The sequence below is a fragment of the Xanthomonas sp. CFBP 7698 genome (assembly GCF_003600855.1).
Classification (GTDB): Bacteria; Pseudomonadota; Gammaproteobacteria; order Xanthomonadales; family Xanthomonadaceae; genus Xanthomonas; species Xanthomonas cannabis.
In genome coordinates, this window is record NZ_PRDN01000006.1 from 1 (window position 1) to 15,000 (window position 15,000).

The following is a 15,000-nucleotide window of genomic DNA, read 5'->3' on the forward strand; positions in this document are numbered from 1 at the left end:
TCATGGAACCTCCTCGGAAAAGGGTACGAGAAAATTCCACTTCTGGCGTCAGCTAACCTGTGGGGGGATTACCCTCTGAGAGCGAGGCTTTGCTATTTTGTTAGTTATACGATTTAGTCTACTCTCAAGCTACTTTGACTTGCACTCTCAAGCATCCACCGCAACGTGTCTTCCAGTGGCGGGCAACGCCACTCACCGATCAGGCTCTGCAATTTCGCATTGCTGCCAAGCAGTTTCTTGACTTCGTTCTGACGAACAAATGCGGGGTTCACCTGCACATCGATCCGGTGTCCGGTGATTTCCGAGCAGATCCTGATGATGTCACCCAACGAACTGGCAGCCCCGGAACATACATTGACGGTTTGTCCATCGGCATCAGGTGTCTGCAAAAGCTGCCGATAGGCCAGCACGACCGACCTGACGTCTCCGAAATCACGCCACACCTCGGTATTGCCGAGCTCTATTGCAGGAGCTCGCGATGCGAAGTGGGAAACAATTTTCGGCACTAGAAAATTGGCTGACTGACCGACGCCGGTGTAGTTGAACGGGCGCGTGATCACCAACGGAAGACGCTCATGCCACAGCCTTACCACGTATTCCATGGCGAGCTTGCTTACCGCGTAATCGTTCGCCGGAGCTGGCTTTACCGATTCCTCGATGACACCCTCGGTCGCATTACCATAGACATTTGCGCTACTGGCAATCAGCACCCTCTCTGGACGGCGTCGGGCGGAGGCCAGCGCCTGCAGTAGGTTACGCGTTCCGATCAGATTGACATGATAGAAATCGTCGGCCTCGCCATGTCCGACGAAGGCCACCGCAGCCAAGTGGACGACGTAGTCGGCGTCAACCTCTGCAACGACGCGCGCAACATCCGCCGCATCGCGCAGGTCCATCGGCAGAAACTCGTCTGTAACGGCCGAACCCGCGCTTTCCGTACGGGTTCCCACTCCGATCACGGTGCAGCCCTGCTCTTTGAGTTCCTGGGTCAGATAGCGCCCGGTGAACCCGGACGCTCCGCTGACCAGGACGCGCTTGCCGTTCAGATCAGAACGAGAAGCCATGCGCGTTCCTCTTGAGGTCGGCCTCGACCATCATCTGGCAGAGCTGCTCCAGCGTGGTTTCAGGCTTCCAGCCGAGGACGCGCGTCGCCTTCTCAGGATCGCCGATCAACAGGTCCACTTCTGCAGGGCGGTGGAATTTCGCGTTGATGCGCATCACCACCTTGCCGGTAGCGACATCCACTGCAGTTTCATCTGCATCCTTGCCGCGGAATTCAACATCAATTCCGGCTCCCTTGAAAGCCATACTGACAAAATCACGGACGGTTTCAGTGCGATTTGTTGCCAGAACAAAAGTGTCCGGCTCAGCGGCCTGAAGCATGCGCCACATCCCTTCCACGTACTCGCGCGCAAATCCCCAATCGCGCTTGGCATCCAGATTGCCCAGCTCTAGGCATTCCAACCGCCCGAGTTTGATCTTGGCCACCGAATCGGTGATCTTGCGCGTCACAAATTCGCGGCCGCGCAGCGGGCTTTCATGATTGAACAAAATCCCGCTGGAGCCGAAGATGCCATAGCTCTCACGATAATTGACCGTCATCCAATGCGCATACAGCTTCGCAACGCCATAAGGGCTGCGAGGATAGAACGGCGTGCTTTCGATCTGCGGGACCGCCTGCACCTTGCCAAACATTTCCGATGTCGAGGCCTGGTAAAACCGAATGTCCTTGTTCACCTGCCGAATGGCTTCCAGCAGGTGCACCGGGCCGATACCGGTGATGTGCGCGGTCGTCGTCGGCTGGTCGAACGACACGCCCACGAAACTTTGGGCCGCCAGGTTGTACACCTCGGTGGCGCCCGTGCTTTCAAGCATACGGATGCTCGAACCAAGGTCGGTCAGGTCGTACTCGATCAGGTGCAAATTGGGATGGTTTGCAATTCCCACCTCTTCGATTCGCCAGAAATTGACCGAACTGGTACGGCGATATGTGCCGAACACGCGGTAGCCTTTATCCAACAACAGCTGGGCCAAGTAGGCACCGTCTTGGCCGGAAATGCCGGTAATCAACGCAGTTTTCATCATCCCTCTCTTGTTTACTTATAAATTCTGGAATCAAGCCGAGAATTAACGCGGCTCTTTCCTCTGATCGTGGAGTCTCAGCGCGTGGCCAAAGGCTTTCCGCCTGCACCGCAAACCGTTTCCTTGCCCTGGTCCTGGCACGAAGTCAGGGGACCATAATCGAGCGAATCCACCTTGAAGTCGCTATACCACGCCACCGATTCCTGGACGAGGCCGAATCGCAGCGTTTTCCCAATCACTGCCTGGCTGGGTACATCTGCGACCACCTCAGCGGAACCACCCGCCGGAATGCCCTCGGCAGGAAGCGGCGCGCGCAGGAAGTCCCGATTCGAGAAATTGCCGGAATCATCCACCAGGGAGATGGCGAGATTGACCGGCAGTGTACCCTTGGAGTTGATCACGACCTTGCCCGAATTGGTGACAGACACCGCAATCCGCACCAGTTCGCCGTTATTGACCAGTACCGGTTCCGAGGCAATGGCGTAGCGTGCGCCGACCTGCTCTTGCGTCAGCGGAGTCGACATGCCGCCGGCCTCGGTAGTCTGGGCAGCCTGCTGCGGCTCAGCCTTCACTGGCTGTTCTGCCTCCGGGGCCTTTGAGCAGCCAGTGAACGCGATTACCGTTGCAAGTACGGCAACTGAACCGAAGGAAACAGGGGATTTCATACTATTTTTCATGGATAAGGACCTGTGGTGGATGAGTGCGCCGCTCATTATTGAGCGGCTTCTACTCGAATGAGAAGTCGGGCCGGTGAGAAGCCACGGCTTTTGAACCAGCAGACCGACTCCTGGACTAGATCAATCTCCAGGTAATAGTCACCTGCAACTGCCGGAGCGCGGACGGTGAGATCGTGGACCGAAGAAGACATCGGCGCGACCGCATCGAGAATAAAATGACGAGGCTGCTCGGCTACTGCCGTCGGTGTTTCTGCATGAATCCAGAAGTGTCCAAGGTAAATGCCGAACGGCCGCAGTACGTGACCGAGCGGACTGAACCAGGAGTATGCGCTGTTGTTGGTCAATTCGACACGCAAGGAGATTATGCTGGACGGCTCGGCAACTAGCACCTCCTGCTCAGCAACGACAGCTTGCCCCTGAAAGGCCTCTTCCGGCAGTGGCTCACTGTAGGGATAGGGTCCCACTGTTGCCCCCACTACACGCGCATGCGAATCCAGTTCTTGATCCTTCAATGCTGCCAGGGCTGGGTTAACCCAGCGGTCCCCACGCAGGCTGCTCAGCACATCAATTCGATGCAACTCTTCGGCAAGCGGCGAGTCGATTTCGACCTTCAGGCTCACGACTGCATCGGCAACCCGGTCCCTGAAATCGGAGACGACACAATGCCGTCTCAGCAGGCGTGCATACTGCTTGGTAGCGACATATGGATCTAGCGCCGGCCGCCTTGCTGCATCGGAGCACTCTTCAGCCCATGCGGCGTAAGCTGCCGGGTCAAGTGCCAGTTGGCGCAGCAATGCGGCAAGGGCCTGCGGGCACTCCGTGTCCGGCGCGAGCTTCCTGACCGAAGCGGGCAGTTCTGCGTACCACCCGTGATCGGATACGACGCTCGGAAGGCCAGCTTGCATTGCCTTGCACACGACTGCCGAAGCCTCGCCCATCGTCGGTTGGCGCAACGCTATCATCAGGTCCGCGCGCTCGAATACCCCCCAGAACTGATCATCATCGACATGACCATGGTTGACCAATCGCACGTTGCGCAGGTCGGCAAGAGTTTCCAACTGTAAGAGTACGGCCGCTTCCACCTGGCCGGCAATCTCCAGCGTGATGGGTTTACCCAGATCGGCGTCGATCATCGCCAGTGCCTGCACGACCCAGTCGAAGCGGCGATTGGCCTGTCCACCACCTAATAATGCGATGGTACGAAGGCCGTCGCGGACGCGGTGCGGAGCAACGACTGGGTACAGCTGTGGCACTACCGTGACGGGAAGCCAGGGAAAATCTCTGTTGACGCGATCGGCCGCATACTGTGAATGAACCACCACCTCGATGGCCAGCTTCGTCGCCACTTGGTGCAGCGGGAAACGAACTACGTCTTCCCGATTCCATACAGGCGATCCACTACGAAGCGCCAGACTCGCGGTCCGGACATCAGTGACCGAGCACCACTTATCCAGCAGACCCAGATAGTCGCCGTTGAGTAGACGGCCTTCGTCGTTTAGCACTCCGGCCGCCATGTGATGCAATACGAGGTCATGCAAATGCACGATCCCCGGCGCTGCTGCCATCAAGGGCAGCATCCAGCCGTGAAACGCCGGGTGGTTCCCCATTTGGTAAACGATCGCATCTGCGTCAAGCAATCTGCCGACGGCGACGCTCACACCGAGGCGAGTAAGATCTTCCAGGGTAAATGCATCGACTTGCATGCCCTGGTCGCGCAGCAAATTCGACAGTCCTGCCGTGTACTCAGCAATGCCTGAGCGTTCCGGAGGATGCGGCCCAACCATCGCGATGCGAAACGGCGTACTCAAAGCCGGCTCTCCACCAGATTGCTTATCACGCGATCCCAGGTAATGGAGGTACTCATGTGCTGTCCAGCCTCGGCCAATGCACGAAGTTGCGCCGGTCCTTTCTCATAACAATCAAGCAGGCTTTCAGCGATCGCCTCTGGCGTAGGACTTGTGACCCAACCGCTGCCGGTGGACTCGACGATCCTACCCACCTCACCGCTATCGTCAACCGTAATGACCGGCTTGTAGGCGGCGAAACTTTCCAACGTCGCAAATCCGTAATCCTCATCCACCGGCGAGTAGAAGACCGCACGGCAGTTGGCAATCAGCTCGAGCAGCTTCTCGTCTTCCACGAAACCTGCAAGTTCGACGCGATCCGTCAGGCCCAGCTCGCGGATCAGCGGTGCCAGAGAGTGGGCATACTCGCTGGCACCGGTTCCGGCGATGACCACCTTGGCATGGGGGACATGCTTCGCGGCCCGGATCAGCAGGTCGGGACGCTTCATCAACTCAAGACGACCGATACACAGCACGTAGTCGCCATAGTCTCCCGAGGTGATGAATGGCGCCAGCTTCGACGGCGGATAGAGAACCTCGGAGCCCAAACCGCTGTACTGCTGCAGACGGTCGGTAACCGTCTGAGAAATGGTGTAGCGCGGCTCGATCTCCGCCAGCAGCTCGCGATCGGAGGCGCGCAGGGCATCACGCACCGCTGAATCCTTCGCGGTCAGGTGGGGCTGATCGAACCGCGTGCGTTCCAGGTCGTAGAGCACCCGATGCTGATGCACGAGCCAAAGCGCCTTATTGGCATGCGAGGCGGCATAGGTCGGATACTTGGTGCAGATGCACAGGTCGATCTTCTGACCATTGCTTTCGTTCAAATTCAACAGTCTCCATGCGAGCATGGAAGACAGAATTTCTGTTTCTGGATACCACTTATAAGGCAACTGCACCAGCTCTGCGACGACCTGGCGCTGTTTGCCCCACAGATTGATCTGCTTGACAAGCTCTTCGTTAAGCAGCTCCGCGCCGCCTCTGATAAATGGCACCTGCGCGCCAAGCACAATAACTCTCTTCACCTACATTCCCCTTCATGATGTCCTTGCCGGTACATTGCAATCCCTGTCCTTATTTCTTCGATTTCCTGATCCGGCTACCCAACTGATCCAGCGCTGCCAGCTGCTTGTCGATTGCCACATCGGCGGGCGTTGCCACCTCATCCTCCACAAGCACAGGCTCTGTGCGTTCCAGGCGCTGTGGTGCATGAACCACGAGAGGTCCGCCACGCTTGGTCACCTTCATGGTGACCCATCTCAAAGGTGCTGTCACACGCCATGAGCGACTCGTATGAAGCTCTCCGATCTGGCCCTCCAGCATATCCACTGCCAACTCAAGTTCACGAATGCGGCTACGTGCGTCCTCGAGGGCCTTCAAGCGATGGGACAGATCCAGCTGCAGCTCCTTCACCCTGCGTGCGTCCGTGGCGCCGGCAGTCTCCGACCTATTGATGCGCTCAACCAGAGAAACAATTTTCGCCTGCAGTTCGTCGATGGTTGACTGCTGCTGCGTGTTGACGCGCTCCATCTCCGACATGCTGGCCTGCATGCCATCGCGTTCCTCAACCAGTCGACTGAGGTCAGCGGCAAGCAATTCCGACAGTTCACGAACCCGTTGACGCTCTTCCAGCTCGGACTCGAGCACCGAAATCTGCGAGACGAGCCTTGCGTTCTCGGCCTCGCGATCCGCCATGCCCTTATTGAGCTGCTTCTCCCTGTCCTCGGCTTCGGCAGTGCGCTTTTCCAGATCTTTTGCCCACTCCTGCAGTTCGCTACTAACCTTTTCCAGATCGCGGTAGCGGTTATCGGCTGTCTCTGCTTCCAGCTGAAGGGTTGCAAGCTTGTCCTGGGCCTGCTTAGCACCGACTTGCAGGCGCTCAATCAAGGATGCGCGTGCCGCAAGCTCAACACGGTCATGCTCATTCTGCGTATAGAGCGCTCCAAGGCGTGTGTTGTAGCTCAGCAGCGCCTGTTGCATGTGGCTATAAAGCGAAGTCCACTCTGGCGCATGTAGCGCGACGGATTCGGAACGCGCTAGGCACTCCTGGAGCTCTGCAAACGTCCAGCGCGCTTGATCACTTCCGAATGCCTGGATGAATGCATTGCGATAACGCGGCGGAAGCGTCATGAAGTCCAGGGCCGGCTCCCGACCGGGGCTGGCCGGGACGATGCGACGCTGCAGGATTTCCTTGACCGTAATCAGGAAAGACAACAACAGATCGCCGAGCCAGGAGCAGTCGGTGGCTTCGGCAGAAATGGCGCCGTAGTCGATCAGAACTGCCTTGCCTTCCTGCGTAATCAGAACATTCCAGCAGCGCACGTCATTGTGATAGAGACCCACGCGCTCGAGCATTACCAATTGCTCAAGCAACTCGGAGACCACTTTATCCGGATCATAGGGAGAGCCGTCATCAATCAACTCCGAAAGCAGGCGTCCGTCGTCCATCTCCCTGACGAGGAACAAGTCCGATGCATCGTCCAAGGCCGCGATCAGCCTTGGTACGGGATACGATGCAGGAGGATTTCTGAGAAACTCGACCTCATTATTGAATTCCTGCCAATTTATTTCGGCGCGACCACCGATGCCCATCGTCATCTTCTTGACGAACACCTTGTCGCCGAAATAATAGCGCCTGCTGTACTGATGCGTTCCTCGTCCATAGGCATGCGCCTCGCCCGACCAGGAACTGAACCTGCCGACAGCCTCACCCACATACCAGAACTTGCTGCTGGCGAAGTACAGCGGCCTGGAAATCGAAGACAGATGGGTTGCCTGCCTCGACAACAATCTGGTGAAAGCATAATCGGTCAACAGCTCCGCGGGGTCGTGCGGCAAAGAGGGGCCCCAGTACAGCGGCTCCTCACGCAATGCCAGCTCGAAGATTCCGGCGTCCGTGACTTCGGAGAGCTTGCGGCATAATCCAGCCACCCGGGCAATTCCCTGGGAATGCACCAGATGGTGAAAGACACTCAACCCAAGGACGAAGTCGTACTGGTCTGGATCAAGCCGCGCGATAACGTCTTCTACGGTACCGTGCTCGAAAGACGCAGCGAACATCGGATGTTCCTGGGCCAACGCTTGGCACACATCGACGTTGAGATCCAGAAAGTCCACACCGTGAACCTGATGCCCGTCCGCCGCGAGGCTGAGGGAAAAAAATCCCTGCGCGCAGCCCAGATCCAGCACCCGCAGCGGGCGACCAAGCTCTCCCTGGAGCTTTTGCGCGCACTCGCGAATCAGCACGAACCTGTCTTCGCAGCCGCGCGAACTTCCCTCCGAAAGCTCGGGGTGTCCGAAAATCGGCTGATATTTCTCAGGCAGAGCTGCCACCCGCGCGCCAATATGCATTGTTTCAGTCATGACTGATGTTCTCTGATGTGTTGGTAGATCCTGACGCCGTCATGACAACGCTTCTACGATTTCGAAATCGGCCTTGAGGTCCATCATCCCCCAGAACTGCATCCCTCTTGCGACATTCAGCACGATGGCGTCGTAACGACGATCCAGCGGCGTCAATTCCACGAGAGGGTCACCACTGGAAATGCCGAGCGAGACCAGATAGTTCGCTTCATTGAGGTCGAGAGGCATGCTGAACTTGCAGACGATTACCTGCCCTGCTTTTACCGAAATCCCGGACCGCCCCTCACTGGAAAGGAAGGAGTTGGTGCCATAGAGGAATAGACCCTCGAGGGTTTTGATCAAAAACCCCGGCACTACACTGTCAAAATCCTGATCGAAGGCGATCTTGACGTAAAATACCGTCCTGGTACCGCTCTCTACGCGAGCAGGAAATTCCTCCCCGCCGCTGACAACGACATAATCAAGTATTCGCGCACCGCCCTGCCCCCAGCGATGTTCACCGGCATTGTAGTAAGGGCGCGTATGGAAGATATCCTCGTTACCAGCCTGCATCTGGCCTGGTGCATCATCTGCCTGTGCTTGAAGCGATGCAGGCTTCTTGCCGAACAACTCGTCCAGATAAAGGTTCGACACCTCACGCGATGGACCATCGGCATGAACGCTACCGTCCTTGATCAAAATGGCACGATCGCAGTGTTTGACAACATCTCCGACCGCGTGACTGACCAGGATGAGTGTCATTCCCTCGTCCTTGTAAGACTGGATGCGCTTGAAACACTTCGCCTGAAAATACGCATCGCCCACCGACAATGCTTCGTCGACAATGAGTATATCGGGCCGAAATGCGGTGGCCACCGCAAACGCGACGCGCACCTGCATACCGCTTGAGTAAGTGCGTACCGGCTCATCGAAGTATTCCCCGATCTCGGAAAACTCCTGTATCTCGGGCAACACCTTGTCGATTTGTTCCAATGTGTAACCCATGAGCCCGGCAGAATGCCTGGCATTCTCCCGGCCACTCAGGTCCGGATTGAAACCCATGCCGAGCTCAAGAATCGCGGCGATGCGGCCATGCCGGACGATTCGTCCTTCGGTCGGTTGCGACGTACCGGTGATCAGCTTGAGCAATGTGCTCTTTCCGGCGCCATTGCGCCCCATGATTCCGATCGACTCGCCCGGAGCGACCGAGAACCCGACATTCCGCAGAACCCAGTGCTCCTCTCGCGGCGTGACCTTCAACCCGAACCAGTTGGCAGCGCGTAGCCACTCGCTACCCCAAACCCGGTAGGATTTGCCAAGCCCTTCAACCATCAACACCGGGCTCATAGGGCATCCACCATTTCGGCGCTCGCGCGGCGAAAAACAACCAAGGACAGGACACATAGGACGAGGGTCGCCACCATGAGCGGGACAAGCTCGATCCACGCCGGGGAACGTCCGTAAAGAAGTACTCCCTGATAAGCGCTGACAAGCGGGAACAGGGGATTGAGCTTGAAGAGTTCCTGGGTCTGCGCGGGAAGGATATCGATGGTGTAAACGATAGGCGTCACCCAGAACATTGCCTGCAGAACGACCGGCACGACCTGCCCGATGTCACGCACGAAGACATTGAAGACGCCGAGCAGCAATCCAATCGACATCGAGAAAGCCAACGTCAGCAGCATCAGCAGCGGCAGCCAGGCTGCCTGCGGCCCCAGGGTGTGCCCCAGGATCGCGAACACGATGATGATTGCCAGGAACAGCAACAGGTTGTTCACCATGACGGTGCCGCCGGCAATGAGTGGGAGACATATCCGCGGGAAGGCCTGCTTCTTCATCAAATTGCCGTTATCCACGAACAATGAAACACACTTGCCAATGCATTCGGCAAACAGGGTCCAGCAAAGCGTTCCGGCCATCAGATACAGTGCGTAAGCAAACTTGTTATTGACCCCTGGCAGCTTCGCGGCCAGCACCTCGGAAAGAATCGTCGCAAAGATCAGCACCTGCATGAGCGGGTGGATGATCATCCACAATGCACCGAGTTTGCTGCGCAGGAAGCGCAGACGCAGGTCATTCCTGATCGACGACAGGATGAAGTATCGGAAGGCCCATACGGACCGGATCATGTCCAACGTTGCTACCTCTGAAAGTGTTCACTACTTTGGTGAAGCGGGGTAATCAGATCGCTACATCACAGGATCGACAAAAAAGTCACCGTCAGTGCGTTGACGCGACCACGTTCGCAGCCCTTGCAAGTAGATGCTCCGCTACGCTTCGGGGAGCAAGCCTTGTGGAGATATCGGCCCTGGCTGCTTCGCCCAGCCGCCGCGACTGTGACGGGTCGTCCGCGAGCCGACGCATGGCAGCTGCCGCAGATGCGATGCTCGGCTCTGCCCAGCGCGCGCCATCCGACTCCGGATATCGGCCCGCAACCGGCACAAGGTCGTAGTCTACGAGGCAGGAGTTGCTGTCCGTCATGAACTCCATGTTGCCCGACCAGCCCGTCGCGATGACCGGCTTGCCGAGCGACATGCACTCAGCAAGCCCCAACCCGAAGCCTTCGGCCCGATGCAGCGATACATATACGTCACAGCATCGCTGCAGCGCGCGCACATGCATCCTGTCGATCACCTCGTCCCGCAGCAGGATCCGCTTGTCTGCCGCGACCAGGCTCAGGAGTTCTGCCATCTGTTCGGGGTACATATGGCCATTGCTGGATTTCACGACGAGACACACATCGTCACGATCGTCGGGAAACGCATGCCTGAATGCATTGACCACGGCCTGGGGATTTTTCCTGGCCACGAAAGAGTGGAAATCAAAAGTGAAAAGAAAGACGAAGGTTTCTGGCTCCAGCCCAAAGTCCTGTCTCTGCAATCCACTATCACGCTGATCGGAGAGCGGCAGCGGGAGTCGTATGATCGGTTTGTCAGTCACGCTGCGGAATGCATCCTCTATAAATCGTGAGGCCACCATGATCTCGTCCACCAGTGCAATGGCGCTCAGCCAACTTGGCGGAATCACCTCAAGTTCCCAGAACCAGCATGCAATGACGTAATGTCCTTCCATGCGGGCCCGGCCGATCTTCTCGAACGCGGCTTCCAGGTAGTCGGGATTGACGAAGACGACGGTGACCTGATGCGGCATGCGCTGGTCGATGAGACCATCCAGGCTCCGGTCGTCCCAGGAGTGCGGAAGCCCCATGTCTAGGTCATACAACGATACGGGCACGCCAGCGCTGATCAGCGCACGCGCATACATCCTTGCACTCTCCGCCAACCCGAAGTCGCCACGGAGATAGCCGACAATGTTGATCCCCACCGATGGAATCTCGGTGACGGAGAAATCAGCGTTCATCGGCGGGGGAGCGTCAGCGCCTTTTGAGTTCAGCTTCCAGGCATCCGTGCGCTGGAACCGCGTTTGAACCAAAGAGCGGGCGGATAGTGTGGAAGAAACGCGGTCACGCCACTTCTGCGGAAAAACGCGATAGATCCGCTGCAACCAGGACTGTTGGCGTACCCACGACTGCAGGCGAAGGCCGGCCAGCCCGCTCCGCCAGTAAGCGAAGAAGTCCTGTCGTTGCGGCGACGCAGTCATGGAGAACGGAATGCCTCAAGGGCCCGCTCCAAATCCCCCCGCAAATCCCCCACATCCTCAACCCCCACACTCAGCCTTACCAGCGCATCGCTGATACCAAGCTGGTCGCGGCGGGCCACGGGGATGGAGGCGTGCGTCATGACGGCTGGATGGTTCACCAGGCTTTCCACGCCGCCCAGCGATTCGGCCAGGGTGAACAGTTCGGTCTTCTCGCAGAAACGCTTGGCCGCGTCGAAGCCGCCCTTGAGGACGATCGAGACGATGCCGCCGAAGCCGTACATCTGGCTTTTCGCGAGCGCGTGCTGCGGGTGCGAAGGCAGGCCGGGGTAGATCACCTTCTCGATCGCGGGATGCGTCTCCAGCCACTGCGCCAGCGCCAGAGCGTTTTCGCAATGCGCGCGCATGCGCAGCGGCAACGTCTTCAATCCACGCAACGCGAGGAAGCTGTCGAACGGGCCCTGGACGCCGCCGATGGAGTTCTGCAGGAACGCCAGTTGTTCGGCCAGTTCGGTGTTGTCGCCGACCACGGCGATGCCGCCCACCATGTCCGAGTGACCGTTGAGGTACTTGGTGGCCGAGTGCACGACGATGTCGGCGCCCAGGCTGAGCGGGCGTTGCAGCATCGGCGAGGCGAAAGTGTTGTCGACCACGATCAGCAGACCGTGCTTGCGCGCGATCGCAGCGATGGCGGCGATGTCGACCAGCTTGAGCATCGGGTTGGTCGGGGTTTCGATCCACACCATCTTGGTGTCGGGGCGGATCGCGGCTTCGAAGGCGGCCGCGTCGGTCAGATCGACGAAGCTGAAATCCAGGCCGGCGGTGCGACGGCGCACGCGCTCGAACAGACGGAAGGTGCCGCCGTACAGATCGTCCATCGCTACGACGTGGTTGCCGGCATCCAGCAGTTCCATCACCGTGGAGGTGGCGGCCATGCCGGAGGCGAAGGCGAATGCACGCGTGCCCCCTTCCAGCGATGCGACACAGCGCTCATAGGCAAAGCGCGTGGGGTTGTGGGTGCGCGAGTACTCGAAACCCTGATGCTCGCCCGGGCTGGACTGCGCATAGGTGGACGTCGCATAGATCGGCGGCATCACCGCCCCGGTGCTGGGATCCGGCGACTGCCCTCCATGGATCGCCAGCGTCGCGAGCGACAGTGCGCGCTCGCCATCATGGCTGTTGGTGGTGCGATTGGACATGGAGGTTCCCGGAAAAAGTGGCGGATTGTAGCAAGCAGGTCTGAATGGCCGGTGCCGCGCGTCTCATCCGGGCGCGCGGCGCTGGCTGATCACTGCATGCGATCACTGCACGCGGCGGCGCAGGTAGTTGAGCAGGTCGATACGGGTGATCAGGCCCAGGAACTGCTTGCCGTCCATGACGATGGCGACCTGGCCGCGGTCGAACACCGGCAGCAGCGCTTCGATCGGCGACGCGACATCCAGGCGATCGAGCTTGCTGACCATGGCAGTGGAAATCGGGTCGCGGAAGCGCGCTTCGTCGCCATACACATGCAGCAGCACGTCGCTCTCGTCGACGATGCCGACCAGCTCGCCGTCGTCGATCACCGGCAGCTGCGAGACGTCGTACAGCTTCATGCGCTGATACGCGGTGGTCAGCAGGTCCTTCGGGCCGACCACGACGGTGTCGCGCTTGTTGTACGGACGCAGGATCAGGTCGCGCAGGTCGCCGTGCTGCGGGCGTTCCAAAAAACCGTTGTCCAGCATCCAGTAGTCGTTGTACATCTTCGACAGGTACTTGTTGCCGGTGTCGCAGACGAACACCAGCACGCGCTTGGGCGTGGTCTGCTCGCGGCAGTACTTCAGCGCAGCGGCCAGCAAGGTGCCGGTGGACGAGCCACCGAGGATGCCCTCCTTAGCCAGCAGCTCGCGCGCGGTATGGAAGCTCTCCGCATCGCTGATGGAATAGGCCTTCTTGACGCGCGTGAAGTCGGAGATATCCGGCAGGAAATCCTCGCCGATGCCTTCGACCAGCCAGCTGCCGGACTTTTCGCTAACCGTGCCCTCTTCGATGTACTGGGTCAGGATCGAGCCGACCGGGTCGGCCAGCACCAGTTCGGTGTGCGGCGAGGCGCTGGCGAACGCGCGCGACAGGCCGGTCATGGTGCCGGAGCTGCCGCAGCCGAACACGATCGCGTCCAGCTGGCCGTCCATCTGCGCCAGGATTTCCGGGCCGGTGCCGAATTCGTGCGCGGCCGGGTTGTCCGGATTGCCGAACTGGTTGATGAAGTAGGCGCCCGGGGTCTCGGCGGCGATCTTGGCGGCCAGGTCCTGGTAGTACTCCGGGTGGCCCTTGGCCACGTCCGAGCGGGTCAGCACCACGTTGGCGCCCATGGCCTTGAGATTGAAGATCTTCTCGCGGCTCATCTTGTCCGGCACCACCAGGATCAGCTGGTAGCCCTTCTGCTGCGCCACCAGGGCCAGACCCAGGCCGGTATTGCCGGCGGTGCCTTCCACCAGGGTGGCGCCGGGCTTCAGGTCGCCGCGCTGCTCAGCTGCCTCGATCATCGACAGGCCGATGCGGTCCTTGATCGATCCGCCGGGATTGTTCGCCTCCAGCTTGAGGAACAGCTCGCAGACGCCGGTGTCCAGGCGCTGGGCCTTGACGATCGGCGTGTTGCCAATCAGTTCGAGTACGGAGGAATGAATCGCCATCGGGATATCGTCGCTGCGCCGCGCGGGCTAGACCGGTCATTATCCGACGAACCGGCGGGGAATGCTCATTCAGGCGTGAAGCGATTGCGCGCCCCCATGAACAAACGTGCTCAACCGCCCTGGCAACATGCAACAACCGGCGCTGGCCAAATAAAGACGCGGACGGTGGCAAGCCGACGAGGAGGCCGCCACCGCCCGCGACGGTGAACTTGTTCTAGCGGTGGGGAAGGATCAGTGCGTGAGCTGGTCGTACATCCGGGTGAGCTTTTCTTTGGCCTGCAACTTCTCGCGTTTCATCTGGCCCAAGGTCACGTCGTCGATGGGGAGCACCCCAAGTTCGGCATCCATGCATTTCTTGTTCAAGAGCTTGTGGCGTTGGTACAGCTGCTTGAACTCGGGATCGGACTTGATCAATGCGTCGATTTCGGTCTGCGGTTGCCCTTCGAACATGGCGTTACCTCCTTCACTTAAAACAAGAACGCCCCGGCCGCGGGCGGCACGGGGCGCTGCTTGGGGATGGAAGACCCACGAGTCACGGTGGCAAAGGTGACAACGGCACACGCACTGGCGAGACCACCTGCTCTTCCACCACGTTGCGTCGCTGCGTGCCCTTGCGTCACTGGCCCGGCCCTCCGTACTTTCCAGGCAGCGGAGTTGCTGCCTGGAGGTACGACCCTACGCCGGTCGCGCAGGGGGTTCAAGGCCGAAAGGGCCGCTCCGCCGCTTCTTGGCGTGAATCAGTGACCGCGGTTCAACCGGGCGTCATGCCGGAGTTAAAAAACCTTAACT

General features: G+C 59.1%; 12 protein-coding genes. All 12 read right to left on the bottom strand.

What is annotated here, in order from left to right:
- Positions 1-113: 113 nt before the first annotated feature.
- A complete protein-coding gene (locus XnspCFBP7698_RS18405; RefSeq protein WP_104581740.1) occupies positions 114-1,064 on the bottom strand; it encodes an NAD-dependent epimerase/dehydratase family protein in 951 nt (316 codons plus the stop codon).
- Entirely contained in the window at positions 1,048-2,082 is a 1,035-nt protein-coding gene (gmd, locus tag XnspCFBP7698_RS18410; RefSeq protein ID WP_104581741.1) for a GDP-mannose 4,6-dehydratase, read from the bottom strand. The genes XnspCFBP7698_RS18405 and gmd overlap by 17 nt, the downstream gene beginning before the upstream one ends.
- A 77-nt stretch (positions 2,083-2,159) precedes the next feature.
- On the bottom strand, positions 2,160-2,759 hold the full coding sequence (locus XnspCFBP7698_RS18415; RefSeq protein ID WP_221197657.1) for a glycosyltransferase: 600 nt from the start codon (positions 2,757-2,759) through the stop codon (positions 2,160-2,162).
- A 35-nt stretch (positions 2,760-2,794) separates the two neighbouring features.
- Positions 2,795-4,543 (bottom strand): glycosyltransferase, encoded by a 1,749-nt coding sequence (locus tag XnspCFBP7698_RS18420; RefSeq protein ID WP_104581743.1) that lies wholly within the window; start codon positions 4,541-4,543, stop codon positions 2,795-2,797.
- A gap of 20 nt (positions 4,544-4,563) precedes the next feature.
- A complete protein-coding gene (locus XnspCFBP7698_RS18425) occupies positions 4,564-5,625 on the bottom strand; it encodes a glycosyltransferase (protein WP_104581744.1) in 1,062 nt (353 codons plus the stop codon).
- 49 nt (positions 5,626-5,674) lie between these two features.
- Complete coding sequence (locus tag XnspCFBP7698_RS18430) at positions 5,675-7,963, bottom strand: methyltransferase domain-containing protein (RefSeq protein ID WP_233549026.1); 2,289 nt, start codon at positions 7,961-7,963, stop codon at positions 5,675-5,677.
- A 39-nt stretch (positions 7,964-8,002) separates the two neighbouring features.
- Positions 8,003-9,289, bottom strand: coding sequence for an ABC transporter ATP-binding protein (locus XnspCFBP7698_RS18435; RefSeq protein ID WP_104581746.1), 1,287 nt, complete (start codon positions 9,287-9,289; stop codon positions 8,003-8,005).
- On the bottom strand, positions 9,286-10,071 hold the full coding sequence (locus tag XnspCFBP7698_RS18440; RefSeq protein WP_184375384.1) for an ABC transporter permease: 786 nt from the start codon (positions 10,069-10,071) through the stop codon (positions 9,286-9,288). Before XnspCFBP7698_RS18440 ends, XnspCFBP7698_RS18435 begins: the two co-directional genes overlap by 4 nt.
- Positions 10,072-10,162: 91 nt before the next feature.
- The gene (locus XnspCFBP7698_RS18445; protein WP_104581748.1) at positions 10,163-11,542 is read right to left on the bottom strand and encodes a glycosyltransferase family 4 protein; all 1,380 of its coding nucleotides are present in this window, start codon (positions 11,540-11,542) and stop codon (positions 10,163-10,165) included.
- Positions 11,539-12,738 (bottom strand): cystathionine gamma-synthase, encoded by a 1,200-nt coding sequence (locus XnspCFBP7698_RS18450; protein WP_104581749.1) that lies wholly within the window; start codon positions 12,736-12,738, stop codon positions 11,539-11,541. The genes XnspCFBP7698_RS18445 and XnspCFBP7698_RS18450 overlap by 4 nt, the downstream gene beginning before the upstream one ends.
- 102 nt (positions 12,739-12,840) lie before the next feature.
- Positions 12,841-14,211 carry a pyridoxal-phosphate dependent enzyme gene (locus XnspCFBP7698_RS18455; RefSeq protein WP_039403582.1) on the bottom strand — a complete coding sequence of 457 codons (1,371 nt, stop codon included), beginning with the start codon at positions 14,209-14,211 and terminating at the stop codon, positions 12,841-12,843.
- A 231-nt stretch (positions 14,212-14,442) separates the two neighbouring features.
- Positions 14,443-14,661: a YdcH family protein gene (locus XnspCFBP7698_RS18460; protein WP_005991804.1), complete on the bottom strand. Its 219-nt coding sequence runs from the start codon at positions 14,659-14,661 to the stop codon at positions 14,443-14,445.
- Positions 14,662-15,000 lie beyond the last annotated feature (339 nt).